Here is a 26,192-nt window from a genome sequence, read left to right on the forward strand (position 1 = left end):
GTTCGTCGCGTCCGTTCGCGGGGACGACGCGGACGCCGTGTGGATGTGAGTGGGTCGAATCATGGGTGTGTCTCGAAGTAGTACGGATGCGGTCATAGTGTCGTTACGTCGAGGATGGTGACGACCTCGCCCCGGCCGCGGACGGTCGCGCCGCTGAGGCCGGGGATGCCGCCCATGAACCCCTCGAAGGGCTTGACGACGACCTCCCGCTGGTCGTGGACCTCGTCGCAGCGGAGCGCGATCGGTCGGACGTCGTCGCGGATGCGGACGACCATGCCGACGTCCGCCTCGCCGCCGTCCGTTCCGAGGGCCTCGTCGAGGTCGACGACGGGAACCTCCTCGCCGTCGTCGCCGACGAAGACCTCCCGGCCGTCGACGCGCTCGACGGCGGTCGAGTCGCCGATGTCCCGGACGGCCTTGACCGGGACGCCGAACTCCTCGCCGCCGCTCTCGAGGAACAGGATCTCGTCGATCGCCACGGTCACCGGCAGGGACATCGTCACCGTCGTCCCCTCGCCGGGTTCGCTGTCGATCTCGATCGACCCGTCGAGGTCCTCGATCGTCCGCTCGACGACGTCCATCCCGACGCCGCGGCCGCTGACGTCGGTGACCTCCTCGGCCGTCGACAGCCCGGGGTGGAAGATCAGTTCGTAGGCCTCCGCGTCGTCGAGCGCGTCGGCCTCGTCCTCGTCGAGGACGTCCGCCTCGACGGCCGCCTCGCGCAGCGCGTCCGGGTCGAGGCCGCGGCCGTCGTCCTCGACGTCGATTGTGACCCGGCCGCGCTCGCGCGCCGCCCGGACGGCGACGGAGCCCGTCGCCGGCTTGTCGGCGGCCTCGCGCTCCTCGGGCGCTTCGATGCCGTGGTCGACGGCGTTTCGCACGAGGTGGATCAGCGGGTCGCCGATCCGGTCGAGGATCCCGCGGTCGAGTTCGACGTCCTCGCCGCGCAGGTCGAACTCGACGTCTTTCCCCTGGTCGCGCGCGATGTCGCGGACGACCCGCGGGAGCCGGTTGGTGACCGACCCCAGCGGGACCAGCCGGACGTCCATCACGGCCTCCTGGAGGTCCGTGGTGATGTCCTCGAGCTGGTCGAGTTCGTCGTCGAGCGTTCCGTAGTCGGCGCCGGAGTCGACCGCGTAGCGGAGCCTGACGCGGCTCGTGACCAGCCCTTCGACGAGGTTCAGAAGCGAGTCGATCTGTTCGGCGTCGACCCGGATCGACCCCGGTCGGTCGTCCTCGTCGTCGCCGGACTCCTCGTCCGGGATCGCCGGCACGTCGACGTCCGGAACCTCCATCTCGGGGACGTCCTCGTAGACGCGCTCGGCCGCGGCGTCGCCGCCGCTCGCGTCGCCGAAGCCGTCGTCCGTAGCGGCGTCGGCCTCGGCGGTCTCGAGGGCGCCGAGGGCTCCGGCGTCCGCCTCGAACTCGCCGACGTCGAAGTCGTCGTCCGCCTCCACGTCGAGGTCGCCGAGGTCGTCGTCGTCGAAAGAGTCCTCGAAGTCGTCGTCCGCGTCGCCGAAGTCGTCGTCCGCGTCGCCGTCGAACCCGTCGAGGTCGTCGTCGAAGTCGGCGGCGGCGCCGCGCTCGAACGCGACCTCGTCCGCGCCGGGGTCGAACCCGGCGTCGGCAGTCCCGGAGTCGGCGTCGGACTCGAACCCGGCCTCGGGCTCGGCGCCCTCGTCGGTCGGTTCGGGCTCGTCGACGCCCTCCGCGTCGGCGGAGACGCCGTCGCCGGCCGGTTCGTCGGGCTCGATTGCCCCCTCGTCGACCTCGGAATCCGGCTCGTCGGTCCCGTCGGTCGACTCGTCGCCGGCCGCCTCATCGACCTCGGCGGTCGATTCGTGGCCGTCGCCCGCCGGTTCGGGTTCGTCGCTCGCTTCGGTCTCGTCTGCCTCGGCCGCGTCCGCGGGCTCCTCGACCGTCCCGACGGCCTGTTCGTCCGTCGCCCCGTCGTCTCCCGCCGACGTCGAGGAGACGTCGGGTTCGTCGTCCGCGGCCGGTTCGGCCGTCGCCGCGCCGTCGTCCGACCCTGACGCGGGGGTGGCGACCGACTCGAACGAGAACGTCTCGTCGACCGGGGGGTCCGGTTCGTCCGCGTCGGCCGCGCCGTCGTCGTCCGCCGGGTCCGGTTCGTCCGCGTCGGCCGCGCCGTCGTCGACCGGGGGGTCCGGTTCGTCCGCGTCGGCCGCGCCGTCGTCGACCGGGGGGTCCGGTTCGTTCGCGTCGGCCGCGCCGTCGTCGACCGGGGGGTCCGGTTCGTTCGCGTCGGCCGCGCCGTCGTCAACCGAGAGGTCGGGCGACGAGTCGACGGCGGTCCCGGCGTCGGCGGCGGTCGAGTCGGCGGCTGGCGACGCGTCGGCGTCGCCGCCATCGTCGGGGTCGTCGGCCGCGTCATCGCCGAGAAACGAGCCGTCGTCGTCGAAGTCGTCGCCGAGGAGTTCGTCCATGCCGACCTCCTCCTCGTCGAACTCGTCGAACTCGAGTTCCTCCAGTTCCTCCTGGAGTTCGTCGAACTCGACCATCTCGACTTCCTCTTTCAGCTCCGCGAAGACGGCGCTGGCGTCGTCGACCTCGTCGGCCTCCTCGTCGGGTTCGTCGTCCGGCTCGTCGTCGGCCTCCTCCTCCTCCGTGAGGTCCTCCTCGTCGAGCAGGTCGTCGAACGAGCCGGCCTCGCCCATGTCGTCGAACGCCTCGAGGTCGTCGTCGTCCTCGACGTCCTCGACCATCGCGTCGAGGTCGTCGAACGCCTCGAACTCGTCGAGCAGTTCGTCGACCGACAGCTCCTCGGCCTCGTCGGGCGAGATGTCGACGTCGGCGTCGGGCTGGCCGATGGTGATCCCGCCGTCGCGCTCGATGCGGTCGGTGACGCTGACGATCTCGTAGTCGGCGACGGCGTCGATCGGGTCGAACGCCGCCGCGATGGCGGCCTCGCCGACGGCGCTGCCGAAGACGGCGTCGAACGTCCAGTTGTACTCCTCGTTCTCGATCGCCTCGCGCGAGGGTTCGGTCCCGATGAGGTCGAAGGCGTCCGCGAGCGCGTCGGCGACCAGCCTTCCGTTGTTGACCTCCTCGTCCGGCTCGATCGAGAGGCGAGCGAGGAACGCGTCGTGGTCGTCGTCGGTCGGCGCCTCGAACCGCGCGAGCGTGGCGTCTATCTCGTCGTCGGTCGGCGCGCGGATCGCCGGGGCCTCCGTCGCCTCTTCGAGGTGGTCCCGGAGCGCCTCGATCGTCGCCGTCGGGTCGGTCCGGATCTCCTCGTGGACCGCGACCTCGTCGACCATCCCTTCGAGTTCGTCGACGGCGTCGAAGACGACGTCCATGAGTTCGGGGGTCACCGGCACCCCGCCGGCGCGTACCGCGTCCAGCAGGTCCTCGATCGCGTGTGCGAGGTCGCTCGCCCGCGTCAGCCCCATCGCCCCGCAGTTGCCTTTCAGGGTGTGGGCGATGCGGAAGATCTCCTCCATCGCCGCCTCGTCGCCGGGGTCGCGCTCGAGCGCGAGTAGCGCGTTGTTCAGTTCCGTGATGTTCTCCTCGCTCTCCTGAACGAACTCCGTCCAGTAATCGGTCATCGTTCTCCCTCCGTGTCGAACGCGTCGACGATGCTCTCGGCGACCCCCTCGGCGGGGACGACCTCGTCGACGCGACCGGTCTCGATGGCTTTCGCCGGAATGCCGAAGACCGGGCTCGTCCGCTCGTCCTGGGCGATGGTCCGGCCGCCGGCCTCCTTGACGGCCTCGATCCCCGCCGCGCCGTCGCGGCCCATCCCCGAGAGGACGACCCCGCACAGCGGGTCCGACACCCGCTCGGCCGCCGTCCGCATCGTCACGTCGATCGCCGGGCGAACCCCGTGGATCCGCTCGCCGTCTTCGAGGCCGACCCGGACGCGGCCGCCGACGTTGTTCCGCACCGCGAGGTGGTAGCCCCCGCGGGCGACCAGCGCCTCGCCGGGGCCGATCCGGTCGCCGTCGCGGGCCTCGCGCACCTCGTACTCGCTGATCGCGTCGAGTCGCTCGGCGAACCGCGCGGTGAACTCCGAGGGCATGTGCTGGACGACGAGCAGTTTCGCCCCGAGGTCGGCCGGCAGCGTCGCGACCAGTCGCTCGACGATCCGCGGCCCGCCCGTCGACGCGCCGACGACGACCGTCGGGTCCCCGCTGGGTTCGCCGTCGAGCGCGACGGTCTCGGCGTCGCCTTCCCGCGCGACCGTGCCGGCGACCCCTCGCCGGTCCGCGGTCTCGGCGGCGACGCCGGCCGCGTGGGCCGCCGCCGTCGTGCGTGCAAGCGCCAGCGAGGAGATACTCGCGGCCGCGAGGTCGTCGACCTTCTCGACGACCGCCGCCGCGAAGTCGTCGATGTCCCGGCCGTCGGTGTTCGCCTTGGGGAGGAAGTCGACGGCCCCGCGCTCCAGCGCGTCGAGGGTGGCCTCCGCGCCGTCTGCGGTGTCGGCGCTGAGCATCAGCACGGGCGTCGGGGCCGCGGACATGATCCGTGCGACCGCCTCGATGCCGCTCATCCCGGGCATCTCGACGTCCATGGTCACGACGTCGGGGTCGTGTTCGTCGACCGCCTCGACCGCCGTGGCGCCGTCGGCGGCGGTCACGACGTCGTAGCCGGCGTTCGTGAGCGCGTCGTCGACGACCCGGCGGATGAACCGCGAGTCGTCGACGACGAGTACGCGCGTCATGCGGGAACGACGTCTGCCAGGGCCTTCCGAACGCTGGGTTCTTCGAACGGCTTCGTGACGTATCCGTCCGCACCGGCTTTCACGGCCAGTTTCATCTTCTCGCGCTGGCCGACGCTCGTACACATGATGACCCGCGAACCGGGATCGAGTTTCTTGATCGCCGCGGTCGCCTTGATGCCGTTGCACTTCGGCATCACGATGTCCATCATGACGATGTCGGGCCGGTGTTCCTTGTACAGCTTAACGGCCTCGGCGCCGTTGGCCGCCTCCCCGACGATATCGTACTCCTCTTCGAGAATCTGTCGGAGGAGGTTCCGCATAAAATGTGAGTCGTCTACGATGAGGACCCCTGTCGACATTCAGTTGTACACCAAGGTTCGATACCGATACGACTACCATAAATGCTGTCTCTCGGTTATCAGACGTGATAACCAACGAACTCGACGCCGGCTCTCGATCCGACCGCCGCTCAGGCCGGCCGCCCGGCGGCCAGCAATAACCGGTCGACGTCGACCAGCGGGGTGACCTCGACGACGATCCGCCCCGCGTCGGTCCCGTCCGCTCGCTCCCGCTCGACCAGTCCGACGACCAGCGGGTGTTCGAGCGCGCCGCCGGCGACGTCCGCCGCCACCTCGTCGGGGTCGCGGACGTCGCTTTCCGGAACGGACTCGACGCCGCGGACCTCGTCGACGATCATCGCCGCCGGCTGGCGGTCGGTCGGCCGGTCGAAGACGACGAGGCGGGGTTCGTCGCTCGGCGCCGCCTCGGCCGGGAACAGTTCCCGGGGCTCGATCACCGCGGTGATCTCCCCGCGGAGGTCGACCACGCCCGTAATCGCCTCCGGCGAGCGGGGGACGCGCGTCGGCGACGTCGGCGGGTCGACGATCGTCTTCACCTCGTCGACGGACACCGCGAGCCGTCGCTCGCCGATCGAGAAGAACAGGAAGCGTTCGAGTTCCTCCTCCGGTTCGTCGTCCCCCTCTCGTTGCTCCTCGGAGTCGTCGATGTCGATCCCGAGGAGTTTCTCGGGAAGGTCCGCGGACATGTTCTCAGCTGAGTATCTCAGCCCTCGGATAAAACGTTGACCCCCGGCTCGCTCAGCCGAACCCCGGCGGCCCCCGGTCGGAGTCGTCCTCGATCTCGACGTCGAGGCCCATCTCCTCGCGTCGCCGCCGCAGGCGCAGGATCTGGCGGTAGTAGTAGGCGATCCCGGCGCCGCCGAGGGTGAGCGCGACGGCGATCAGGCCGGCGAACAGCCTGAGGTCCCGTGTGGCGTAGTACTGCAGGGTGATCGTCGAGTCGACGTGCTCCCACGCCAGTCGCTCGCGGTCGTCGACGACCTCCCGCTCGTAGCCGCCGGGGCTCGCGTCGCCGATCAGGAAGTTCGAGGTCCGATAGCCCGCCGGGAGGGTCACCTCGTAGGAGCCCTCGACGTACGCCGGCAGCTGGAACGTCTTCCCGTCGGCGGGGCCGGAGAACGCGAGCGTCCCGTTGCCGTCCGGGACGCGGACCTCGGTGGCCGACCGGCTCCGATCGATCTCGAGTTGCGAGCCGGTCAGTTCGGTCCCGTTCGGGTGCCAGTAGCGGACGGCGCGGATATCGAGGGGCTCGTCGCGGAAGAAACCCGACCGGTACAGCGACAGCTCCTCGGTGTCGTTGAGGTCGTAGACCGCCCGGAACTCCCCGCTGCTCAGGAGGCCGCCGCTCTCGACGTCGACGACGACGTCGGCGTCACGCTCCCTGAGGTCGGCGTAGTCGGCCTCGCTGTCGAGTTCCTCGTCGGGAATGTCGCCGTCGAATAACGCGGCACAGCCGGCGCTGGTCACGAGCAGGGCGGCCACGACCGTCGCGAGGGCGAGTCGACGATTCATACGGTCAGGGGACGACGGCGCGCAGTTCCGCCGGGAGGTACTCGCCGACGCTGGCGATCAGCCCCGGCGGGTCGGTGTCCTCGGTACAGATCACGCTCTGTTCGAGCAGGCCGAGTCGCTCGACGGTGACGTAGTCGCGGGCGTGGCCGGCGCGGTTGAGCGTCGCGCGCACCTCCGCGCGGGTCGCGCTGTTGACGTTCAGTCGGCCGTTCCCGCGGGACCACTCGTAGAGCCGGTCGCGCTCCTCGTCGGCCAGCCGGGCGGGCTCGTCCTCCCCGCCCCGGACGAACCGCAACGGCAGGTGCTGGACGAGGCCGAACCGCTCGCGGATCTGGGCCGGGGAGCCCGGGCCGAGGCCGAGTTCGTCCGCCGGGATCCGGACCGGCTCCCCGGCGTCGAGGGTGAACCCCTCCTCGTCCCACGATTCGAGGGTCCCGACGTAGGTCTCGCCCGGTTCGAGGTCGGGGACGACCTCGCCCCACTCCTCGCGGAGGACGTTGCGGGCGACGACGGCGTCCTCGCCTTCGACCGTCACCGACGGGAAGTCGTCGTGGCGGACCCCGACCTCGTAGTCGACGTCGAGGTCGCCGACGGCGTTGTCGACCAGCGAGCGCAGCGAGTTCAGCGCCCGCTCGCGGGCCTCGCCCTCGACGTACAGTTTCGTCGCGAGTACGACCATCAGACGTCGATGTTGAGTTCGTCCTCGAGCTCGGCGATGCGCTCCTCCATCGCGTCGACGAGCCGGTCGTTGTCCATCGATTCCAGCGGCGAGCCACACTCGGGACACTCGAAGCCGAAGTCCATCGCCTCCCCGAACTCGAAGCGGATCGAGCAGATCTCACAGAGGTAGAACTCGTGGGTGCGCTCGTACTCCTGGCGCTCCTCGAGGGCCTCGTGGAGCCGGTACATCTCCTCTTCGAGGTTCTCCGGGATGTTGTCGTACTCGAACGTCCAGAGATACGTGAGCCAGCCCGAGTCCTCGTCGCGCAGCCGTCGGTAGCTCGCCAGATCGTTCTCGTAGAGGATAAACAGCGCCCGACGGACGTCGTTGAGTTCGAGGTCGAGTTCCTCCGCGAGTTCCTCGTCGGTCACCTCGCCGTCCGGCGGTGCCGCCGCGACGGGCATCCCCTTGGGACCGACCAGCTCGTGTAAGTACTTCTGGATGACCGGGTCCTCGAGCAGGTCCTCAAAAGCCATTAACTGTCCGTAAGGCCATGCGGCCATTAAGTCTTGTCAACCGTTTCGGCCGCTCGCCCGCTCACTCCCGCTCGCCGTCGGCCGTCCCGACAACGGACTCCATGAGTTCGATCACGTTCCCCTCCTCGACCGGGCGCAGTTCCCGCGGGTAGGCGCCGACGGTCACGAGCAGGTCGCCGTCGGCCGCGACGGCCTCGGTGACGTGGAGGTCGACCGGGAGGTCGACTCCGGCGAACGTCGCGTCGGCGGTGAACCGCGAGCGGGTCGTCTCCTGGTCGAGGATCGTCACCGTCCCGTCCTCGTCGTGCTCGGGGTCGCCGATGTCGTCGTAGTTGTCCCCGACGAGGTCGACGAGGTCGGCGGTGGACATCTCCGCGACGGGGTTGAACTCCTCGCCGAGCACCTCGACTTTCGGCGTCGACAGCACGACGAAGACGGCCGCCGGCTGTCGGAGCAGCGACCCCACCTCGACCGCCTTCTCGTGTTCGGTCACGTAGTTGATCACGACGACCGTCGCCGACTGGCCGGCGGCCTCGAACTCCCGTTCGACCCGCGCGTCCTCGACGCCGGTCTCCTCGTAGCCCGTCTCCTCGCGGGTAGCCGCGGCGACGCCGCCGGGGGAGGCCTCGAACGTCGTCGGCCCGTCCCGGAGCAGGCTTGTACAGCCGGCGAGGCCCGCGAGTCCGACGCTCCCGGCGCCCGCGATCACGGTTCGGCGCTTCATGTCCGCAGGACTCGCCGGTCGGTTCCCATGAGTGTATCGGGTTCGGACGGACGTCGCCGGCGTGCTGTCAACGTAGACGAATTATCGCCAGCTATTTACTGGTACGCGACACGTGTCGCTCGTGGAACTCGCACTTATCTCCGACACGCACGTCCCGGAGCGAGCGACGTCGATCCCCGAGCCGTTCCGGGAGCGGATCGCGGCGGCCGACCACGTGATCCACGCCGGCGACTTCGAGACGCCCGACGTCCTCGAGGAGGTCCGCGACCTCGCGTCGGATCTGACCGCCGTCCACGGCAACGCCGACCCGGCCGGGATCGGTCTCCCGGCGGTCGCGGACGTGGCCGTCGACGGCGTCACGTTCGTCGTCACCCACGGGACGATCGACCCGGTCGAGTCGGCGGTCTACGGCCACGACGGGCTGGTCATGCGGGACGACGACTGGCTGAACGCGATCGCGGACACCGCTCGCGCCCGGACTCGCGCGTGGGACGGCGAGGGAATCGTGGGGATCGGCGGCCACTCCCACCGCGTCGAGGACGAGGTTCACGACGGCGTTCGCGTGCTCAACCCCGGCTCCGCGACGGGGGCGGAGCCGGCCGAGGTCGCGACGATGATGACCGTCGACGTCGACGACGGGGCAGTCGACGTGACGGTTCACGAGGCCTGAGCCGGCTGCGACGACCTCAGGAGTCGTCGACGTCGACGACGCGCTTGCCCGTCTCCCGGGGCACGACCCGGCGGTCGGCGTCCTCCCACTCGCGGTCGAGTTCGCGGCCCTCGAACAGCCGGTCGAGGAACACCGCGAGGCCGGCGACCTCCGAGTGGGGCTGGTTCGTGACGCCGACGTTCCAGTCGGCGGCCTCGTAGACGTCGAACGGCACCTTCTCGGCGCCGACGACGACCAGCAGGGGCTCGTCGGCGTCGGCCCGCGCGGCGCGGAGCTCCGCTTCGACGTCCTGGACGCGCTCGCCGTACATCGTCAGGTGGACGACCAGTCCCTCCCAGTTCCGGACGACGCCGCGGGGGGAGTCGGTGAGTTCGGCCTCGAACGGCCCGCCGAAGCGGTCGGTGATGTCCGCGACGGTCTCCAGCGCGCCAGCGGCGTTCTCGGGGAAGAGGACGCGGTCGGCCCCGAGCGCCCGCGCCGTCAGGCCGACGTGAGTCGTCATGCGCTCGTCCCGGCCGGGCCGGTGGCCGAGTCGGAGCACCGCGACCTCGGGTTCCTCGTGCATGGTCGAGACGAGTCGCGGGCCGGGTTAGGCGGTTTCGCTTTCCCGACGACGACGGTTTTTTGCCGGTTCGGTGCGCTCGCCCAGCTATGACGCGACGGCTATCGACCGGCGGCGACCGCGGGCGGGGGAGACGACGATGAGTTCTGGCGCGCTCGACGCGGTACGCGAGTACGTCGCCGAACACCGCTACGGCCTGCTGACGGACCTCGCGTTCGCGGTCGTCTGGGTCACGATGGTGTCGATCCTGTTCGAAGTCGTCGACGGCCCCCGCTGGGCTTACTACATGTTCATGCTCGCCGGGGTCGTCGCTTACTACGGGCTGTTCGGCTTCGAGCCGACAGAAAAAGGGTCCGAGTCGTAGCGTTACTCGTCCTCGGCGTCGACGACGAGCACCGGTACCCGGGACGTCCGCAGGACGCGCTCGGTCACGCTGCCGAGCAGCGCCCGGCGGACGCCCGAGCGGCCGTGCGAGCCGATGACGATCAGGTCGATCCCGTTCGCCTCGGCGTAGTCGGCGATCTCGATGTGCGGGCGGCCCGCGACGACCGACTCGATCACCTCGATGCCGTACTTCCCGGCGCGGTCGGCGACGACGTCGGTGGCCTCCAGCGCGCGGGACTCCAGTTCGGGCATCTCGTCGAACCGGCCCGCCTTGATGCGTTCGACCTGTTCGGTACCGAGGCCGACGTCGACCGCGTCGGTGTCGACGACGTACAGTGCGTGCAAGTTCGCGCCGTAGCGTTCGGCGAGGTCGACCGCGTGGTCGATGGCGGCTTCGGCGACGTCGCTTCCGTCAGTCGGGATGAGGATCGTGTCGTACATGATCAGTCGTCAGAGGGGGCGTTGCCGCCGACGACGTCCTCGGCGGAGTCCGTGCGCTGCATCGGTTTCGGGCTGTGACACTGCCGGACGAGGCGCTTGACGTCCTCGGGCGGGTCGTTCGTCACGAGCGAGACGACGACGATGACTCCCATGACCAGCGGGGCGCCGACAAGCGCCGACGAGGTCGCCGGGAGCACCGCCTGGATCGCCCCGTCGCCGAGGTTGAGGAACCACGCGTCGAGTATCGACCCGAACGAGAGCGTCAGACCGACGAGCATGCCGGCGATCGCCCCCTCGCGGGTGGTGTTTTCCCACCACAGTCCGAGGAAGAACACCGGGAAGAAAACGGTTCCGGCGATGGCGAACGCCGCGGCGACGAGTTCGGCGATGAGCCCCGGGGGATTCAACGCGGTGATCGTGACCAGCAGGCCGACCACGAGGATCGCGACCCGGCCGACGATCAACTGCTCGCGCTGGGAGGCGTCCTCCTTGATGAGGTTGGTGTAGATGTCGTGTGCGGCGGCCGAGGAGGCCGTGATGAACAGCCCCGCGACCGTCGCCAGCGCGGCCGCGACCGCACCGGCGGCGACCAGTCCGACCAGCCACTGGGGAAGGTCGGCGAGCGCGGTGGTCATCACGACGGTCGCGTCCGCCTCCACGCCGGTCATGCCGGTGTAGCTGCCGTAGCCGCCGTCCTCGTACAGGATCGCGGCGAACGCGGCGTACGCGGCCGTGCCCCAGTAGAGGAGGCAGATGAAGAACAGCCCCCACACCGTCGACCAGCGCGCGGTGCGCTCGTTGTCGACCGTGTAGAAGCGCACGAGGACGTGCGGGAGTCCGCAGGTGCCGACGATCAGGGTGAAACACGTCGCCACCCACGTGTAGTAGCCGGCGTTGGCGAACGGTTCGGTGAACTGCTCGTCGAGGCTGGCGACCTGGGCCACCTCGTCGCCGAACTGCAGGTACGGCAGGACCGACGAGAAGCCCTGCGACCAGCCGACGGCGTACAGCCCGATCAGGAACGCGCCGATCAGGATGACGTACTGCAGCGCCATGTTCTTGGTCGCGCCGAGCATCCCCGAGAGGGCGACGTAGCCGACCGTGACGAGCATCAGCAGGACGACGCCGACCTCGTAGGGGACGCCGAAGATGTACTGAGCCATCAGCCCCATGCCGCTGCCCTGACCGACCGCGTAGACGTACGCGATCAGCAGCGTCGTCAGCGCCGCGAGGCCGCGACCGAAGTCGGAGTAGAACCGATCACCGATGAAGTCCGGCGCGGTGTACTTCCCGAATCGGCGGAACTGCGCGGCCATGAAGATCAGCAGGATGAAGTACCCCGTCGTCCAGCCGACGAGATACGCCAGCCCGAAGTAGCCGGCCAGCGCGATCAGCGACGCGACCCCGAGGTAGGAGGCGGCGCTCATCCAGTTCGCGCCGATCGCCATCCCGTTCTCGATGGGCCCGATCGAGCGGCCCGCGACCCACAGGTCGTCGACCGCGGCGACGCGGAAGAACCAGCCGACCGCGAGGAAAAGCACCAGCATCCCGACGAGGATCAGCGCCGGGAGCAGTTTGAAGCCGCCCTCGGCGACGTCGAACGCCTCCCCCTGCAGGAGAATCTCTACCATCGGGATCTCTATCATTGTTCACCTCCGTCGGCGGCCATCGCGCCGCTCGACTCGGCTTCCCCTTCGTGGCTGATGCCGTACTTCTCGTCGAGGCGGTCGCGCTGCCAGGCGTACGCCGCCGAGAGGGCGAGCGCCCCGGCCGGCGCGACCAGCGCCGTCAGGAAGAAGTGCAGCGGATAGCCGCCAAGCACCTCGGTTTCGGTCATGACCTCCGGCGCGACCGCGGCGGCGGTCACGGGGCCGAACACGAACAGGGCCCAGATCGCGAAGAAGCCCCAGATCACCTTCAGGTGATCCCGCATGAACGGGGTCGCGGGCTTGAACATGTTTATCTCCGCGTTCAGGTAGTCTGCGGTCTGTACGCCTCCGTCCGTCTCGACGGCGCGTTCGCCGTCGGATTCGTGGGTGGTATTGTCTGTCATTATTTCTGATACGTTTGGTCCGCGGCCGGTCACTGAGTCACGTGCAAAAACGACCCGGGGGCTAGTTCCCCTGGACCTCCGCGGCGATTTCGTCTACGATCTCGGGGTTGCGAAGCGTCGACGTGTCACCGAGTTCGTTGTCGCTGGCGATGTCTTCGAGCAGGCGGCGCATGATCTTGCCCGAGCGGGTCTTGGGCAGTTCGGGCGTGAAGACGACCTCCTCGGGCCGGGCGATCGGTCCGATGGCGTCCTCGACGCCCTCGACGATCGCGGCCTCGAGGTCGTCGCCGCCCTCGTAGCCGTCCTCGGGGATGACGTAGGCGTAGACGGCCTCGCCTTTGATCTCGTGGTCGCCGCCGACGACGGCGGCCTCGGCGACGCCCTCGGTGCCGACGATGGCCGACTCGATCTCCATCGTCCCGAGGCGGTGGCCGGAGACGTTGATCACGTCGTCGACCCGGCCGAGCACGGTGATGAAGCCGTCCTCGTCGATCTTGGCGCCGTCCTCGGGGAAGTAGACCCACTCGTCGGCCTCCTCGTCGGAGTACTCGCGCCAGTACTCGTTGAGGAACCGCTCGTCGTTGTTGTAGAGCGTCCGGAGCATCCCCGGCCACGGCTTCTGGACGGTGAGGTAGCCGGCGTTCCCGGCCTCGACCGTCTCGCCCTGGGCGTCGACGACGCGGGCGTCGATGCCCGGCAGCGGCGGGCCCGCCGACCCCGGCTTCATCGTGTTGATTCCGGGTAGCGTGGTGACCATCATGCCGCCGGTCTCGGTCTGCCACCAGGTGTCGACGATGGGACACTCGCCGCCGCCGATGTGCTCGTAGTACCACTTCCACGCCCGCGGGTTGATCGGTTCGCCGACCGTCCCCAGCAGGCGCAGCGACGAGAGATCGTGTCGGTCGGGGTACTCCGTCCCCCACTTCATGAACGCGCGGATCGCCGTCGGCGCCGTGTAGAAGATGTCCACGTCGTTCTTCTCCACGAGTTCCCACATGCGGTCCTTCTCGGGGTAGTCCGGCGTCCCCTCGTACATGAGGGTGGTCGTCCCGAGCGCGAGGGGGCCGTAGACGATGTAGGAGTGGCCGGTGATCCAGCCGATGTCCGCCGCACACCAGTAGGTGTCCTCGGGCTTGACGTCGAGCACCGCGTGGGAGGTCCACGCCGTGTACGCCAGATAGCCGCCCGTGGTGTGCTTGACCCCCTTGGGCTGGCCCGTCGTCCCCGACGTGTACATCAGGAACAGCATGTCCTCGGCGTCGCGCGAGACGGGGTCGACCGTTTCGCCCCGGTGAGCGTCGACGAGGTCGCCGTAGTCGTGCTGGTTCCCCGCGAGGTCGTGGTCCATCGCGTCGCCGAGACGGTCGACGACCACGACGTCCTCGACCTCGTGCTCGACGTCGCCGAGGCCCTCGTTGGCCTTCGAGAGGTGGTCGAGCGCGTCGCCGCGGCGGTAGTAGCCGTCGCAGGTGACGAGGTACTCGCTGTCGGCGGCGTTCATCCGCGTCGCGAGCGCGTCCGCGGAGAAGCCCGCGAACACGACGGAGTGGGGAGCGCCGATGCGCGCGCAGGCGAGCATCGCGATCGGCAACTCGGGGATCATCGGCATGTACAGCGTGACGACGTCGTCCTCCTCGACGCCGAGGTCCCGGAGCGCGGCCGCGAACGCCTCGACCTCGTACAGGAGGTCCCCGTACGTGTACGTGCGCGTCTCGCCGAGTTCGCCCTCCCACTTGATCGCCGCGCGGTTCTTCGCGCCGTTCTCGACGTGTCTGTCGAGGCAGTTCGCCGAGGCGTTCAGCCGCCCGCCGGTGAACCACTCGTAGAACGGCGCGTCGTCGTCCTCCAGCACCGTATCGTACGGCTCGTCCCAGTCGAGCAGGTCGGCCGCCTGCTCCCAGCACGCCGGCCAGTTCTCCTCGAACTCGTCGTAGATGCCCTCGTCGGCGACGTTCGCCTGCTCGACGAACGACTCCGGTGGCTCGAACGACTCCTGTTCTGCGAGTCTCGCCTCCAGGCCAGCATTTTCCCGTGTCATGGTACAGAGAATCAATGTTGGATAACCATGGTAAACACCGGATCTAGGTGTACAAAACGAGCGATAATTTCCTATACTATGATGATTACTTTTGCGTATTCTAAATGGAATAATTCGTTCGGCTCGCCTACGGCGGCCCCCGGGTGGGCCGTCGCGGACGGGTCGGACCCGGGTTTCGGCCGCCGAGCGCGGTCGCGGCGGGCCGGCCTTCTAGATGCTTAGTTTCACCGCGTCGACGCGAGAGACTACTGGCGATCCTCGGCGGGCGGGGCGTCGAAGAACGTCCGGAGGAGTTCGCGCTGGCCCTTCCGGAGGTGGCTGTGGAGCGTCGGCGAGGTGATCCCCATCGCGTCGGCGATCTCCTCGGCGGTGCTCTCGCGGGGCCAGTCGTAGTAGCCGCCGAAGTACGCCGCCCGCAGGGCGGCCTCCTGCCGGTCGGTCAGGCGATCTTCGAGGCCTTCGCGGAACTCGCGGGCGGTCTGGACCGACCGCTCGACCTCGCGTTTGCCGAGCAGTTCGGAGTCGGGGAACGCCGACCGGAGGCCGCCGACGAGCGTCCGGAGGTCGGCGTCGGCGGCACACTCGACGGCGATCGTCGCCTCGCCGTCGGCGACCGTCATCTCGACGACGGTCGCGCCGTACTCGGTCAGCGTCAGCGTCGGCGAGGAGCCCTCGACGACGAACTCGACGCGCCAGCCGTCCTCGTAGGTCTCGATCAGCCGGCAGTCGTCGATGCCGGGGTCCTCGGCGGCGAGGTCGAAGACCTCCGCCGGCGGGGCTTCTTCGAGGTGGACGTAGTAGAGCTGGGTCGTCTCGGAGACGGGGACGAGCGAGTCGAGTTCGAACCGGCAGTCGAGGCGCGCGGAGGCGTCGACGAAGAACGAGCGGCCGTCCCGGCAGGCGAACTCGAGTTCGACCAGCGTGTCCGACAGCAGCAGGTTGCGCCGCCGGACGGCGGCGACGGCGTAGCCGACCTGCCGGCCGAGCGTCTCGAGCCACTCGCGCTCGTCGTCGGCGAACGCGTCCGGGCGGTCGGCCCCGACGTGGAGGGTGCCGTAGACCGTGTCGCCGTAGCCCAGCGGGACCGACGCGACGGCCCCGTCGAACGCGACGCCCTCGACCTCCTCGCGGACCGCGACGCCGTCGTCGCCGGAGTCGTCGAGCGCGTCGGCGAGTCGTTCGACCTCCGCCGGCGAGACGCCGGCGGTCGCCCGCCAGGAGCGCGCCCCGCCCGAGAGGGTCGTCCGGTCGATCCAGGCGAACGCGTAGGCGTCGCCGTCGGCCAGCGCGACGCACGTCTCCGTCTCGACCTCCTCGTGGGTCGAGGCCTCGAACAGCGCCGTCGCGACCGCGCGACTCCGGCGGGCGACCTCGTGGGCGCGTTCGAGGGCCGCGTGCTCCTCGCGGAGGGATTCGAGGCGGTCGTGGAAGGCGGTGACGTCGCAGACGAACAGCGCGAATCCCCGGTGGCGGCCGGCCTCGCCGCGCAGCGGCGTGACGACCTCGGTCGCGCGAAAGCGCGACCCGTCCTTGCGGACGAGCCAGCCGTCCTCCTCGACGCCGCGGCCGTCGAGTGCCGCCTCCAGCAGCCGTTCGGGGACGCCCCGGTCGACGTCCTCGTCGGTGAACAGGGCGGAGACGTGGGTGCCGACGACCTCGCCGGCCCGGTAGCCGAAGGTGGTCGCGGCGCTGCGGTTCCAGCGGTCGACGTAGCCGTCCTCGTCGAGGCGGACCAGCGCGCAGCGGTCGGTCGCCGAGAGCAGCGAGCGCACGACGCCGGCGTCGGCGACGCCCCCGGACGGGACGTCGGCGCTCGCCTCCGCGCCGGCGCCCGTCTCCGGGTCGGCGGCCGCGAACGCGTCGACGACCTCCTCGTCGGTCGGTTCGGGCAGGTAGGCTTCGAGCGCCTCGAAGCTCCGCCAGCCGCCGGCGGCTTTCACCGCGCGGGGGTTGACGTCGGCGGCGAGCGCCCGCCGGGCGAAGAACCGCCGGAGGTCGCTCGTCGAGGTCGACGAGAGCGAGGGGTCGTCGGCGCGGTCGGCCACCTCGGCGACCAGCATCTGGAGGCGCCGGGGCGTCACGGGGAACAGCCGTTCGTCGTCCCCGACGCCGTTGCTGCGCGCGTAGCGGCGCAGTTCGCGTTCGAGCCGCGCCGGCAGGTAGGCGGCGCGGTCGATTTCGTCCCCGTCGGCCGCCGGCACGCACAGCAGATACCGCGGCGGGTCGGTCCGGACCCGGTCGACGGCGCCCGGGGTCAGCCGCGACAGTTCCGCGGGACGGAGGCCGACTTCCGCACAGAGGCGGACGACGAGCGCCTCGCGGTAGGTCTCGGCGGCGTCGAGCAGCGCCTCGTACCCCGCCTCGGTCAGCCGCTCGCCCCGCCCCGTCTCCGCGCTCATGCTTCGGGGTATCCGCGGGGGCGAACATAATAGTGCCGCCGTGGCGCGCCGGCCCGTCCGCTCGCCGGTACACCCAGCGCGAGCGTGGTCCCGAGGCCCCGTCTCGTCCCCGCACTTCGATTTCGCGAGTCTCCGATTCGCGAAATCGAACTCACTCCTCCCGGATGGCCGCCTGCAACTCGCCGACGATTTCGGGGTTGCGAAGCGCCGAGGTGTCGCCGAGTTCCTCGCCGTTGGTGACGTCCGCCAGGAGGCGGCGCATGATCTTGCCCGAGCGGGTCTTGGGCAGTTCGGGCGTGAAGACGACCTCCTCGGGCCGGGCGATCGGTCCGATGGCGTCCTCGATGGCCTCGTGGATCGCCTCGCGGATCGCCGCGGCGTCGGCGTCGCGCTCGGTGCTGACGTAGGCGAAGATGCCCGTGTCCGTGCCATCGCTCCCGCCGGTCGCGCCGACGACGGCGGCCTCGGCGACGCCCTCGACCTCGACGATGGCGCTCTCGACCTCCATCGTGCTCAGGCGGTGGCCGGAGACGTTGATCACGTCGTCGACCCGGCCGAGGACCGTGACGTAGCCGTCCTCGTCGACCCGGGCGGCGTCGCCGGTGAAGTAGCGCCACTCGTCGGCGTCGGGGTCGGAGAGCCGACGCCAGTACTCGTCGACGAACCGGTCGTCGCCCTCGTACAGCGTCCGCAGCATGCCGGGCCACGGCCGGGCGAGCGCGAGGTAGCCCGCCTCCTCGGGGTCGACCGCCTCCCCGGCGCCGTCGACGACGCGGGCGTCGACGCCGGGCAAGGCCGGCCCCGCCGCCCCCGGCTTCATGTCGTCGACCCCCGGCAGCGTCGAGATGGCGATGCCGCCGGTCTCGGTCTGCCACCAGGTGTCGACGATGGGACACTCGCCGCCGCCGACGTGCTCGTGGTACCACTCCCAGGCGCGGGGGTTGATCGGTTCGCCGACGGTGCCGAGTAGCCGGAGCGAGGAGAGGTCGTGCCGGTCGGGGTACTCTTCGCCCCACTTCATGAACGCGCGGATCGCCGTCGGCGCCGTGTAGAAGACGTCGACCGCGTTTCGCTCGATGATCTCCCAGAGGCGGTTGCGGTCGGGGTAGTCGGGAGTCCCCTCGTACAGCAGCGTCGTGGTCCCGAGCGCGAGGGGGCCGTAGACGATGTAGGAGTGGCCGGTGATCCAGCCGATGTCCGCCGCACACCAGTAGGTGTCCTCGGGCTTGACGTCCAAGACGGCGTGGCTCGTCCACGCCGCGTACGACAGGTAGCCCCCGGTCGCGTGGACGACGCCCTTCGGTCGGCCCGTGGTGCCGGAGGTGTACATCAGGAAGAGCATGTCCTCGGCGGCACGCGAGACGGGGTCGACCGTCTCGCCCCGGTGGGCGTCGAGCAGGTCGTGGTAGTCGTACTCGCTCGCGCCGAGGACGTGGGGGAGTTCCTCGCCGAGGCGGTCGACGACGACCGTCGTGACGTCCTGGTCGAGTTCGAGGAGGGCGTTGTCGGCTTTCCCCTTCTGGTTGAACGCGTCGCCGCGGCGGTAGTAGCCGTCGCAGGTGACGAGGTACTCGCTGTCGGCGGCGTCCATCCGCGTCGCGAGCGCGTCCGCCGAGAGGCCGGCGAACACGACGGAGTGGGGGGCACCGATGCGCGCGCAGGCGAGCATCGCGGTCGGCAACTCGGGGATCATCGGGAGGTAGATGGTGACGACGTCGTCCGCCTCGACCCCGAGTTCCCGCAGCGAGGCGGCGAGTTCGTTCACCTCGACGTACAGTTCGCGGTAGGTGTACGTCGTCGACTCCCCGCGTTTGCCCTCCCAGCGGATGGCGGCGTGGTTCTTGCGGCCGCCCTCGACGTGTCTGTCCAGACAGTTGTAGGCGGCGTTCAGCCGCCCGCCGGTGAACCACCGGTAGAACGGCGCGTCGTCGTCCTCCAGCACCGTGTCGTACGGCTCGTCCCAGTCGAGCAACGCCGCCGCCCGCTCCCAGCACGCCGGCCACTCGTCCGCGAACTTCTCGTGGACGGCCTCGTCGGCGACGTTCGCCTGCGCGACGAACGACTCCGGGGGGCGGCGCGGCGATGCGTCGGAGACGGGGACCTCTCCGTCCCACCCGTTCCGGTCGACCATGTCTCGTCCGAACCGACGGAGGTGAGACGAATAAACGTTCCTCCGATTCGCAAGCCGGCCCGGCGATCCGGCTCAGACCGTGAGCGTCGTACTGGCCTCGCAGTCCTCGTTGCGCGCCCGGAGTTCGGCGCGGGCGACGTACCGACCGGGGTCGAGCGCGTCGCAGTCGGCCTCGTAGGTCGCCGTCTCGCCGGCGTCGAGCGTCTCCGACCCCAGCACCTGAGCGAACATCCGGCCCTCGGTGAACCGCCACACCTCTTCGTCGTCGGCCTCGACGACGAACTCGGCCTTGCAGGCGTCCGGGAAACGGAGTTCGACCGGCTCGTCGCCGACGTTGGTAACCGAAAACTGCAGTCGGGGGGCGTCGCCGTCGACAGTCGCGTCGAGCGTTCCCTCGAGGGGCATGGCCCGACGTTCGCGGTGCGGTCGTATATATCACCCGCCGCCGGGCCGCCGAAAACGTCACCACGGCGGGAGGCGGGTACGCGACCGGCGCGAGGGGGGTACCGCGCCGGTCGATGCCTCGCCGCAAACTACGGTTATTTCCAACGACAATTAAAGGTTGGGATCGCCTGCCCGTCGGACGGGTGACTCGCGGCGGATTAACTCGAGAGACCGAGCGCCGCGGCGACGTCGAGCAGGCCGCTGCCCTGTTCGTTGTCCGCGAGACCGATGTCTTCGGCCGTGTCCGTCAGTTGCTGGCGCGCTTCGGTGTTCGTGTAGCCGTTGGCCATCAGCTGACCGCCCGCACCGGAGACGTGCGGACACGCCATCGAGGTGCCCGAGAGCGTGTCGTAGCCGCCGGGGATCGTCGAGTAGACGTCCTCGCCCGGCGCGGCGATCTCGACTTCGGGGCCGGTCGAGGAGAAAGACGCCAGCGAGTCGTCCTCGCTCGTCGCGCTGACGGCGACGAACTCCTCGTAGGCCGCGGGATAGCCGACACAGTCCGTACACGGGCCGTCGTTACCCGCGGCGGCCACGAGCAACACGCCGTTGTTGTAGGCGTACTGGCCGGCGTCTTTGAGCGTCTGTGACCCGGAACTCGCGCCGAGGCTGAGGCTGGCGACGTCCCAGCCCTGGTCTGCGACGTACTCGATGCCCGCCGCGATGTCGGAGAACGACCCGCTGCCGCGCTTGTCGAGGACCTTGACCGCGTGCAGCGTCGCCTCGGTCGAGACGCCGACGACACCTTCGCTGTTGTCGACGGCGTCGGCGGTCCCCGCACAGTGGGTGCCGTGTTCGTTGTCGTCGTCCCAGGGCTCTCTGCAGATGCTCGGACCGCCCTTGCACTCCACGAACGCCGTGCCCGAACCCAGGTTGGCCTGCAGGTCCGGGTGGTCGGAGTCGATGCCCGTGTCGAGAATCGCGATGTCGGCGCCGGCCCCCGTCTCGCCGTTGCTGTGGGCCACGTCCGCGTCGACGCGGTCGATGCCCCACGGCGTCGTCTGCGCCAGTGCGTGCATCGTGCCGTTCTCCTCGACGTAGCGGACGTTCGGGTTCCGCCGGAGGCCGTCGATCGAGCGCTTCGCCGCCCGGATCGTCAGCGCGTCGAACGCGAACTCGCGGACGACCTCCGAGGCGGCCTCGATGGCCGCGGCCCGGCCGCTGTCGGCGGCGAACCCGACGTTCACCTCGACCGTCTCGTCCGGGTCGGCGGCCGCCAGACCGACGACCGCGTTCCCGGCGACGGCGCCGACGGTCGCTTTCAGCACGCTACGTCTGCTCGGTGTGGGGTTCTCTGACATCCCAGCCAACGGTGATAGCTAAAAACAATTAAACATTTTTGCTGTGTGTTGATATCATCGGATAGTCAAGATTTCGTGACTATCTACCGGATTTCGACCACGGATCGTGAGCGCTCGAATAACGTAGCTGACAATTGGGTTTTCGACCGGTCGCTCCCCGGCGAAAGCGCGCCCCGGCAGCCGACCCCTCGGCCGGAACGGTACGCCTATCCCGCCGCCCCGCGTACCCCGGCGCGTGCAGATCGTCGGCTACGAACCCAGCGGAACCGGCTCGTCGCTGCTGTTGAGCGACGGCGACGGCGGCGAGGTCGTCCGCCGCCGGCTCGACCCGGGCGAGGCGCTCTCCTACGCGCTGGGGACGCGCCGCTGTGCCGGCGCGCTCGACGGCGACGTCCATCACGCGTGCGACCGCTCGGCGGCGCCGTACTGCGAGTACCACGCGAGCACGTGGGTCTGCGCGCGGTGTACCGGCACCTGTCTGAAAGACGAGATGGACTGCTACGAGGACCACGCCGTCTACCTCGCCGCGTTCGCGCCGGAGACGTTCAAGGTGGGCGTCACCCGCGCCTGGCGGCTTGAGACCCGCCTGCGCGAGCAGGGCGCCGACCGCGCCGCACACGTCCACACCGTCTCGAACGGCCGGATCGCCCGCGAGATCGAGGCCGACGTCGCGACGCGGCTGGTCGACCGCGTCCGGACCGACGCGAAGGTTGGCGCGCTCGCGGCCGACGTCGACCGCGACGCCTGGGAGTCCGTGCTCGCGGAGTTCGACGTGATCGACCGCTACGCGTTCGACTACGGGCTGGACCTCGACTCGCGGCCGGTAGGCGAGACGCTCGCGACCGGCACCGTCGTCGGCGTCAAGGGCCGCCTGCTCGTCCTCGAACGCGGGGGGACCACCTACGCGGTCGACATGCGCGACCTCGTCGGCTACGAACTCGCGGCCGGATCGTCGAGCCGACGGCTGCAGTCGTCGCTGACCTCCTTCGAATAGTCATAACAACCCTTTTCCGGCACCGGGGTGAAGCCGGTGACATGGCAGACGAGAACGACCCCGACGCCGGCGAGAACGGCGAGGCGGGCGAGAACGGCGACGAGGCCGAGGAGAAGTCCTTCCGCGAGCGGGTCGAGGAGATCCGCGAGCGGCGCGCTGAGGAGGCCGAGGAGGGCGAGGCCCCCGAGAGCCCGTTCGGCGGCGGCGGTGGCGGCCCCGGCGGGATGGGCGGCAACCCGTTCGCCCAGATGATGGGCGGCATGATGGGCGGCGGTCCGGGCGGTCCGGGCGGTCCGGGCGGCGCCCGCGGCGAGAGCGTCGGCAACGAGGAACTCGTCCGCGAGGTCCGTCAACTCCGCGACGAACTGCGCGACCAGACCCGCGCGCTCAACCGCATCGCCGACGCGCTCGAAGACGAGTAACTCACGGTTCTTCGACGGCCGCGCGCTCGCGGTCACACACCGCCTCGTAGAGCCGCTGCGCCCGGTCGAGCGAGCGGTCGAGGCCGAGGCGTTCCCGGGCGGCGAGACAGCCCCGTTCGAGCGCGCCGCGTTCGGCGAGGGTCCGCCGGATCGCCGCCCGGAACGCGCCGACGTCGCCGGGCCGGTAGCGGTAGCCCGTCGCCCCCTCGTCGACGGTCTCGGCGAGCGCGCCGGCGTCGACGGCGACGACGGGAGTGCCACAGGCGATCGATTCGAGCGCCACGAGCCCCTGGGTCTCGACCGGACTCGGGTGGGCGAAGGCGTCGAGCGCGGCGTACAGTTCCGGCAGTTCGGATCGGTCGCGAAAGCCGAGAAAGCGGGCGTCGACCCCGAGGCCGGCCGCCCGCCGTTCGAGGCGGTCGCGGGCCGGCCCGTCGCCGCCGAGGACGAGCGTGACGTCGTCGAGGCCGGCGACCGCCTCCAGTAACTCCCCGAGGTTCTTCTCGTGGCCGTGTCGCCCCGTGTAGCCGACGACGGGCGCGTCGAGGCCGTAGCGCTCGCGGAACGCCGTCGCGTCGACGGGCCGGAAGCGTTCGAGGTCGACGCCGTTCGAGACGACGCGGACGGGTGCGTCGAGGGCGACCCGCTCGCGGAGGTGACGGCGGGTCGTCCGCGTCGGCGCGAGCACGAGGTCGGCGCGGCCGTAGAACCACCGCTCGTAGGCGTCGGTAGCCCGGCCCAGCGCGGCGGCGAGGCGGTCGGTCGGCGCGAGGTAGCGGACGTACGCCGGCGCGGGCGTGTGGTAGGTGGCGACCAGCGGCGCGCCCGCCCGCCGGGCGAGGCGCAGCGCCGCGAGGCCGACCGCGAAGGGGGTGTGAGCGTGGACGACGTCGACCGCGTCCGCGTCGGCCGCGACCGCGTCCGGGAGCCGCGGCCCGCCCAGCCGGTAGCCGTCGTAGAACGGCAGGGCGACGCTGCCGACGGGGTGTTCGAACCGGTCGGGGTCGTGGTCGCCGGCGGGGAAGACGACGTCCATCCGGCCGCCACGGCGGAGCCAGCGGTCGCGCCACGCCCTGACCGCGTAGGTCACGCCGTTGACCGTCGGGAGGTACGTGTCCGTGAACGCGACGACGCGCTCGACCATCGTCGTGGGCCACCCCGGCCGGTCAGTTAAGTAATCGGCCCGATCACTCTTCCCGCCGGCGGAACGGCGACCGCTCCGAGAGGCCGTCGGGGACGCTCACGCGGTCGTCGACGGCGTCCCAGACCGACCAGCGCCCCACCAGCCGGGTCGCGAGGGCGACGGAGACGTACGCGAGGCCGACGCCCGCGACCACGTCGATCGCCCAGTGGATGCCGAGGTACATCGTCGAGACGGCGACGCTGATCGCGAGGGCGGCGGCGACCGGCAGCCACGCCGGGTAGACCCGCCGCGTGCGGTAGGCGAGGGCGGCGACGGTAAACGAGAGCGAGGCGTGCAGCGACGGGAAGACGTTCGTGTTGCGGTTGACCTCGCGCGTGACGAGTTGGTACTCCGGGAAGGTGTCGTACAGCAAGGCGTCGACGAGTTCGGGCATCACGTTGCGCGGCCCGTAGGCGATCACGAAGACGTACAGCACGAGGCCGAGGGCGTAGTTGAGCGTGTACGCGGCCAGCAACTCGCGCAGCGGCCGGGTGTTCGACAGCGCGGCGTAGGCGACGACGGGGAAGACGAGCAGGAAGACGTAGCCGTAGATGTAGACGTACGAGAAGTACGCCGTCACCGCGGGCGTCGCCCGCGCCTGCAGCCAGACGACGAACGCGCCCTCGACCTCGTAGATCCACCACGTCAGGTTCCAGTCGAGCATCCAGGAGACCTCCGGGACGGCGGTGCGGGCGATGCCGTTGAACAGCAACACCGCGACGAGGACGGCCGTGATCGGGGCGGCGTCGCGGACGCGGGTGCGCCACTCGGCGGCCGTCCGGGCCAGCCGCTCGCGGCCGACGACGGCGGCGGTGGCGACGGCCAGTCCGAGGCCGATGACGACCGCGAGGCGGAGGAGCGTGCGTTCGAGCACCGACATCACTCCCTCACCACCAGTTCGTCGCCGTCGTAGACGAAGCCGGCGTTCTCGAAGGCGGCTCGCGCCGCCCCGACGTCGAGGTCGCCGTCGGTCCCGAAGAACGGCACTTCGGGGTCCCGGCCGTCCCACGCGAGGCCCTCGGGCACCCACTCGCCTCCGGCCGTCGCGTCCAGCGGCGTCGCGATCGGCGTCGCGTACCCCTCGAACACCGTCTCCGCGAGCCACGCCTTGTCGAGCAGGCGCGCGACCGCCCGCCGGAAGTAGGGGTTGCCCAGCGGGTCGACGCGGACGTTGAACCCGACGTGGTAGAACGTCGGCGACGGCGATTCGATCAGGGTCAGTTCGGGGGCCTCGGGGACGCTCTCGATCGTGTACGCTTCCAGCGGCGTGGCGGTGAAGTCGGCTTCCCCGCTCTCGATGCGCTCGATGGCGGAGGTGCTTCGCGGGTCGATCAGAAAGCGCAGTTCCTCGACGGTCGGTTCGGGGAGGTCGACGGCCGGCCGCAGGGTGAAGTGGTCGTCGTAGCGCCGGAGGGCGAGGTGGTCGCGCTCGGCCCGGCCGGCGAACCGGTAGGGGCCGCTGCCGACCGCGGGCACGTTGTCGACGACGACGGCTTCGGTCGTCCCCGCGGCGATTTCGACGCCGGGGACGGTCGCGGGGTCGGCCCGCTCCGCCCAGACGTGTTTCGGCAGGATCGGCACGGTAAACGCCCGCTCGCCGACCTCGTGGCTTGCGGTCACGTGGAGGGTACACGCCCGGTCGTCGTGGACCTCGACGCGCTCGACGGCTTCGGCCGCCCCGCGGTAGATGGGTGCGGGGGCGCCGACGTCGGCCCGGCCGAGCGAGGTGTCTTCGAGGAACCGGTAGGTGAACGCCACGTCGGCGGCCGTCAGCGGTTCGCCGTCGTGAAAGCGCAGATCCTCGCGCAGGGTCACCGTCGCCGACCGACCGTCCCACTCCCAGTCCGCGGCGAGCCACGGCACGAGGTCGCCGCCGTCGTCGGTCGCCAGCGAGTCGTACAGCAGGTCGACGATCGTTCCCCGGTTGCGGTACTCCGCCGCCAGCGGGTTGACGTTCTGGGACGGGCGGGGGTCCATCACCGTCGCGTGGAGGTCGGCCGCGGCGCCGTCGGCGGTCGGGTCGAGGCCGAGGTAGCCCAGCCGGCTCGCGGGGTGGTCCTCGCCCCAGCCGTCGTAGCGGTCGGCCCGGGCGAGGCGGACCTCGTCCGGCGCACAGAGCGGGACGAACGGCTGCTCGCGGGCGACCGTTTCGAGGACGTCCCCGACGGCCGCCCGGCGGTCGGCGCCCTCGGCGAGACGGGCGCGTTCGAGGCGCTCGTCGAGGTCCACGTCGGCGTAGCCGAACGGGTTCTGCCAGCCCGCCTCCGCGGCGTAGCGAGAGTGCAGGGTCTCGTAGAGGTACGCCGGGTCGGTCCCGCCGGGGTGGACGCCGACGTAGCAGTCGAAGTCGCCGTTTATCAGCACCGTCCGGAGGAACTCCTCGTTCGAGCGGAACTCGATGCTGGCGCCGATCCCGACCGCTTCGAGGGCCGCGGCGAGACGGCGCGCGATCCGGACCGCCTGCCGGTCGCCGTCGGCGGGGAGGGTCACGATCGACAGCGAGAGCTTCGACAGCCGGTCGCGGTTGGCCGCGCTGCGAACCCGCCGGAGACAGCCGGCGGTCGCCGCCAGCCCGGCGGTCGCGCCCGCCAGTACCGACCGCCTGCTGGTCCCGTCGTCCGGGTCGGCCGGGCGTCCGTTCATGAGTTCTCTCCCACAGTTCGCCGGTGGTGATATAACAGTATTACGCACCGC

The 26,192-nt window shown here is 70.3% G+C and carries 24 protein-coding genes; 4 read left to right on the forward strand and 20 right to left on the reverse strand.

Annotated elements, in window-relative coordinates; genetic code table 11:
- Positions 1-92: 92 nt before the first annotated feature.
- From NKG98_RS17040 to NKG98_RS17075, 8 genes are all read right to left on the reverse strand, one after another.
- Positions 93-3,569, reverse strand: a complete 3,477-nt coding sequence (locus NKG98_RS17040; protein WP_254767328.1) for an Hpt domain-containing protein — start codon at positions 3,567-3,569, stop codon at positions 93-95.
- Positions 3,566-4,684, reverse strand: a complete 1,119-nt coding sequence (cheB, locus tag NKG98_RS17045; RefSeq protein WP_254767329.1) for a chemotaxis-specific protein-glutamate methyltransferase CheB — start codon at positions 4,682-4,684, stop codon at positions 3,566-3,568. The genes NKG98_RS17040 and cheB overlap by 4 nt, the downstream gene beginning before the upstream one ends.
- Positions 4,681-5,043, reverse strand: a complete 363-nt coding sequence (gene cheY / locus NKG98_RS17050) for a chemotaxis protein CheY (protein WP_254767330.1) — start codon at positions 5,041-5,043, stop codon at positions 4,681-4,683. Before cheY ends, cheB begins: the two co-directional genes overlap by 4 nt.
- A 110-nt stretch (positions 5,044-5,153) precedes the next feature.
- Positions 5,154-5,729 (reverse strand): chemotaxis protein CheW, encoded by a 576-nt coding sequence (locus NKG98_RS17055; RefSeq protein ID WP_254767331.1) that lies wholly within the window; start codon positions 5,727-5,729, stop codon positions 5,154-5,156.
- A 52-nt stretch (positions 5,730-5,781) separates the two neighbouring features.
- Positions 5,782-6,555: a DUF5803 family protein gene (locus NKG98_RS17060; protein ID WP_254767332.1), complete on the reverse strand. Its 774-nt coding sequence runs from the start codon at positions 6,553-6,555 to the stop codon at positions 5,782-5,784.
- A 4-nt stretch (positions 6,556-6,559) separates the two neighbouring features.
- Entirely contained in the window at positions 6,560-7,234 is a 675-nt protein-coding gene (locus tag NKG98_RS17065) for a DUF2110 family protein (protein ID WP_254767333.1), read from the reverse strand.
- Positions 7,234-7,752 carry a transcription factor E gene (gene tfe / locus NKG98_RS17070; protein ID WP_254767334.1) on the reverse strand — a complete coding sequence of 173 codons (519 nt, stop codon included), beginning with the start codon at positions 7,750-7,752 and terminating at the stop codon, positions 7,234-7,236. The genes NKG98_RS17065 and tfe overlap by 1 nt, the downstream gene beginning before the upstream one ends.
- Positions 7,753-7,813: 61 nt before the next feature.
- Positions 7,814-8,476, reverse strand: coding sequence for a DUF6517 family protein (locus NKG98_RS17075; RefSeq protein ID WP_254767335.1), 663 nt, complete (start codon positions 8,474-8,476; stop codon positions 7,814-7,816).
- Positions 8,477-8,597: 121 nt separating this feature from the next.
- On the opposite strand from NKG98_RS17075, the gene NKG98_RS17080 reads away from it, so the two are divergent.
- Positions 8,598-9,146: a metallophosphoesterase family protein gene (locus tag NKG98_RS17080; protein ID WP_254767336.1), complete on the forward strand. Its 549-nt coding sequence runs from the start codon at positions 8,598-8,600 to the stop codon at positions 9,144-9,146.
- A gap of 16 nt (positions 9,147-9,162) precedes the next feature.
- Here the strand turns inward: NKG98_RS17080 and NKG98_RS17085 are convergent, their stop codons facing one another.
- Positions 9,163-9,711 carry a tRNA (cytidine(56)-2'-O)-methyltransferase gene (locus NKG98_RS17085; protein ID WP_254767337.1) on the reverse strand — a complete coding sequence of 183 codons (549 nt, stop codon included), beginning with the start codon at positions 9,709-9,711 and terminating at the stop codon, positions 9,163-9,165.
- A gap of 136 nt (positions 9,712-9,847) precedes the next feature.
- On the opposite strand from NKG98_RS17085, the gene NKG98_RS17090 reads away from it, so the two are divergent.
- A complete protein-coding gene (locus tag NKG98_RS17090) occupies positions 9,848-10,072 on the forward strand; it encodes a DUF8119 family protein (protein WP_254767338.1) in 225 nt (74 codons plus the stop codon).
- Between the two features lie 2 nt (positions 10,073-10,074).
- Here the strand turns inward: NKG98_RS17090 and NKG98_RS17095 are convergent, their stop codons facing one another.
- The 8 genes from NKG98_RS17095 to NKG98_RS17130 all read right to left on the reverse strand — a co-directional run bounded on the left by NKG98_RS17095 (position 10,075) and on the right by NKG98_RS17130 (position 20,899).
- Positions 10,075-10,533: a universal stress protein gene (locus NKG98_RS17095; protein WP_254767339.1), complete on the reverse strand. Its 459-nt coding sequence runs from the start codon at positions 10,531-10,533 to the stop codon at positions 10,075-10,077.
- A gap of 2 nt (positions 10,534-10,535) precedes the next feature.
- Positions 10,536-12,164, reverse strand: coding sequence for a sodium:solute symporter family transporter (locus NKG98_RS17100; protein WP_425504414.1), 1,629 nt, complete (start codon positions 12,162-12,164; stop codon positions 10,536-10,538).
- A gap of 11 nt (positions 12,165-12,175) precedes the next feature.
- Positions 12,176-12,586, reverse strand: coding sequence for a DUF4212 domain-containing protein (locus NKG98_RS17105; RefSeq protein ID WP_254767341.1), 411 nt, complete (start codon positions 12,584-12,586; stop codon positions 12,176-12,178).
- Positions 12,587-12,647: 61 nt separating this feature from the next.
- Positions 12,648-14,624: an acetate--CoA ligase gene (gene acs, locus NKG98_RS17110; protein ID WP_254767342.1), complete on the reverse strand. Its 1,977-nt coding sequence runs from the start codon at positions 14,622-14,624 to the stop codon at positions 12,648-12,650.
- Positions 14,625-14,869: 245 nt separating this feature from the next.
- Positions 14,870-17,023: a bacterio-opsin activator domain-containing protein gene (locus NKG98_RS17115; protein WP_254767343.1), complete on the reverse strand. Its 2,154-nt coding sequence runs from the start codon at positions 17,021-17,023 to the stop codon at positions 14,870-14,872.
- A 151-nt stretch (positions 17,024-17,174) separates the two neighbouring features.
- Positions 17,175-19,154: an acetate--CoA ligase gene (acs, locus tag NKG98_RS17120; protein WP_254767344.1), complete on the reverse strand. Its 1,980-nt coding sequence runs from the start codon at positions 19,152-19,154 to the stop codon at positions 17,175-17,177.
- 72 nt (positions 19,155-19,226) lie between these two features.
- Positions 19,227-19,559 (reverse strand): BsuPI-related putative proteinase inhibitor, encoded by a 333-nt coding sequence (locus NKG98_RS17125; RefSeq protein WP_254767345.1) that lies wholly within the window; start codon positions 19,557-19,559, stop codon positions 19,227-19,229.
- Positions 19,560-19,756: 197 nt separating this feature from the next.
- Positions 19,757-20,899 (reverse strand): S8 family peptidase, encoded by a 1,143-nt coding sequence (locus tag NKG98_RS17130; RefSeq protein WP_425504357.1) that lies wholly within the window; start codon positions 20,897-20,899, stop codon positions 19,757-19,759.
- 235 nt (positions 20,900-21,134) lie between these two features.
- Here NKG98_RS17130 and NKG98_RS17135 point away from each other — a divergent pair, with 235 nt between their 5' ends.
- Positions 21,135-21,893: a DUF2797 domain-containing protein gene (locus NKG98_RS17135; RefSeq protein WP_254767347.1), complete on the forward strand. Its 759-nt coding sequence runs from the start codon at positions 21,135-21,137 to the stop codon at positions 21,891-21,893.
- Between the two features lie 41 nt (positions 21,894-21,934).
- Positions 21,935-22,315, forward strand: coding sequence for a hypothetical protein (locus NKG98_RS17140; RefSeq protein WP_254767348.1), 381 nt, complete (start codon positions 21,935-21,937; stop codon positions 22,313-22,315).
- Between the two features lies 1 nt (position 22,316).
- On the opposite strand, the gene NKG98_RS17145 is transcribed toward NKG98_RS17140, so the two are convergent.
- The 3 genes from NKG98_RS17145 to NKG98_RS17155 are packed head-to-tail and all read right to left on the reverse strand — an operon-like array spanning position 22,317 to position 26,141.
- Entirely contained in the window at positions 22,317-23,459 is a 1,143-nt protein-coding gene (locus NKG98_RS17145; RefSeq protein ID WP_254767349.1) for a glycosyltransferase, read from the reverse strand.
- Between the two features lie 43 nt (positions 23,460-23,502).
- On the reverse strand, positions 23,503-24,372 hold the full coding sequence (locus NKG98_RS17150) for a phosphatase PAP2 family protein (protein WP_254769493.1): 870 nt from the start codon (positions 24,370-24,372) through the stop codon (positions 23,503-23,505).
- Between the two features lie 5 nt (positions 24,373-24,377).
- Positions 24,378-26,141 carry an ABC transporter substrate-binding protein gene (locus tag NKG98_RS17155; RefSeq protein ID WP_254767350.1) on the reverse strand — a complete coding sequence of 588 codons (1,764 nt, stop codon included), beginning with the start codon at positions 26,139-26,141 and terminating at the stop codon, positions 24,378-24,380.
- Between the last annotated feature and the right edge of the window lie 51 nt (positions 26,142-26,192).

Source organism: Salinilacihabitans rarus, from assembly GCF_024296665.1.
Classification (GTDB): domain Archaea; phylum Halobacteriota; class Halobacteria; order Halobacteriales; family Natrialbaceae; genus Salinilacihabitans; species Salinilacihabitans rarus.

Coding starts and splice junctions, on each gene's coding strand:
- NKG98_RS17105 (WP_254767341.1), bottom strand. CDS start 12,586: ATGACAGACAATACCACCCACGAATCCGACGGCGAACGCGCCGTCGAG.
- NKG98_RS17155 (WP_254767350.1), bottom strand. CDS start 26,141: ATGAACGGACGCCCGGCCGACCCGGACGACGGGACCAGCAGGCGGTCG.
- cheB (WP_254767329.1), bottom strand. CDS start 4,684: ATGACGCGCGTACTCGTCGTCGACGACTCGCGGTTCATCCGCCGGGTC.
- NKG98_RS17095 (WP_254767339.1), bottom strand. CDS start 10,533: ATGTACGACACGATCCTCATCCCGACTGACGGAAGCGACGTCGCCGAA.
- tfe (WP_254767334.1), bottom strand. CDS start 7,752: ATGGCTTTTGAGGACCTGCTCGAGGACCCGGTCATCCAGAAGTACTTA.
- cheY (WP_254767330.1), bottom strand. CDS start 5,043: ATGTCGACAGGGGTCCTCATCGTAGACGACTCACATTTTATGCGGAAC.
- acs (WP_254767342.1), bottom strand. CDS start 14,624: ATGACACGGGAAAATGCTGGCCTGGAGGCGAGACTCGCAGAACAGGAG.
- NKG98_RS17145 (WP_254767349.1), bottom strand. CDS start 23,459: ATGGTCGAGCGCGTCGTCGCGTTCACGGACACGTACCTCCCGACGGTC.
- acs (WP_254767344.1), bottom strand. CDS start 19,154: ATGGTCGACCGGAACGGGTGGGACGGAGAGGTCCCCGTCTCCGACGCA.
- NKG98_RS17065 (WP_254767333.1), bottom strand. CDS start 7,234: ATGGTCGTACTCGCGACGAAACTGTACGTCGAGGGCGAGGCCCGCGAG.
- NKG98_RS17125 (WP_254767345.1), bottom strand. CDS start 19,559: ATGCCCCTCGAGGGAACGCTCGACGCGACTGTCGACGGCGACGCCCCC.
- NKG98_RS17060 (WP_254767332.1), bottom strand. CDS start 6,555: ATGAATCGTCGACTCGCCCTCGCGACGGTCGTGGCCGCCCTGCTCGTG.
- NKG98_RS17130 (WP_425504357.1), bottom strand. CDS start 20,899: ATGTCAGAGAACCCCACACCGAGCAGACGTAGCGTGCTGAAAGCGACC.
- NKG98_RS17075 (WP_254767335.1), bottom strand. CDS start 8,476: ATGAAGCGCCGAACCGTGATCGCGGGCGCCGGGAGCGTCGGACTCGCG.
- NKG98_RS17140 (WP_254767348.1), top strand. CDS start 21,935: ATGGCAGACGAGAACGACCCCGACGCCGGCGAGAACGGCGAGGCGGGC.
- NKG98_RS17040 (WP_254767328.1), bottom strand. CDS start 3,569: ATGACCGATTACTGGACGGAGTTCGTTCAGGAGAGCGAGGAGAACATC.
- NKG98_RS17055 (WP_254767331.1), bottom strand. CDS start 5,729: ATGTCCGCGGACCTTCCCGAGAAACTCCTCGGGATCGACATCGACGAC.
- NKG98_RS17115 (WP_254767343.1), bottom strand. CDS start 17,023: ATGAGCGCGGAGACGGGGCGGGGCGAGCGGCTGACCGAGGCGGGGTAC.
- NKG98_RS17090 (WP_254767338.1), top strand. CDS start 9,848: ATGAGTTCTGGCGCGCTCGACGCGGTACGCGAGTACGTCGCCGAACAC.
- NKG98_RS17100 (WP_425504414.1), bottom strand. CDS start 12,164: ATGGTAGAGATTCTCCTGCAGGGGGAGGCGTTCGACGTCGCCGAGGGC.
- NKG98_RS17085 (WP_254767337.1), bottom strand. CDS start 9,711: ATGCACGAGGAACCCGAGGTCGCGGTGCTCCGACTCGGCCACCGGCCC.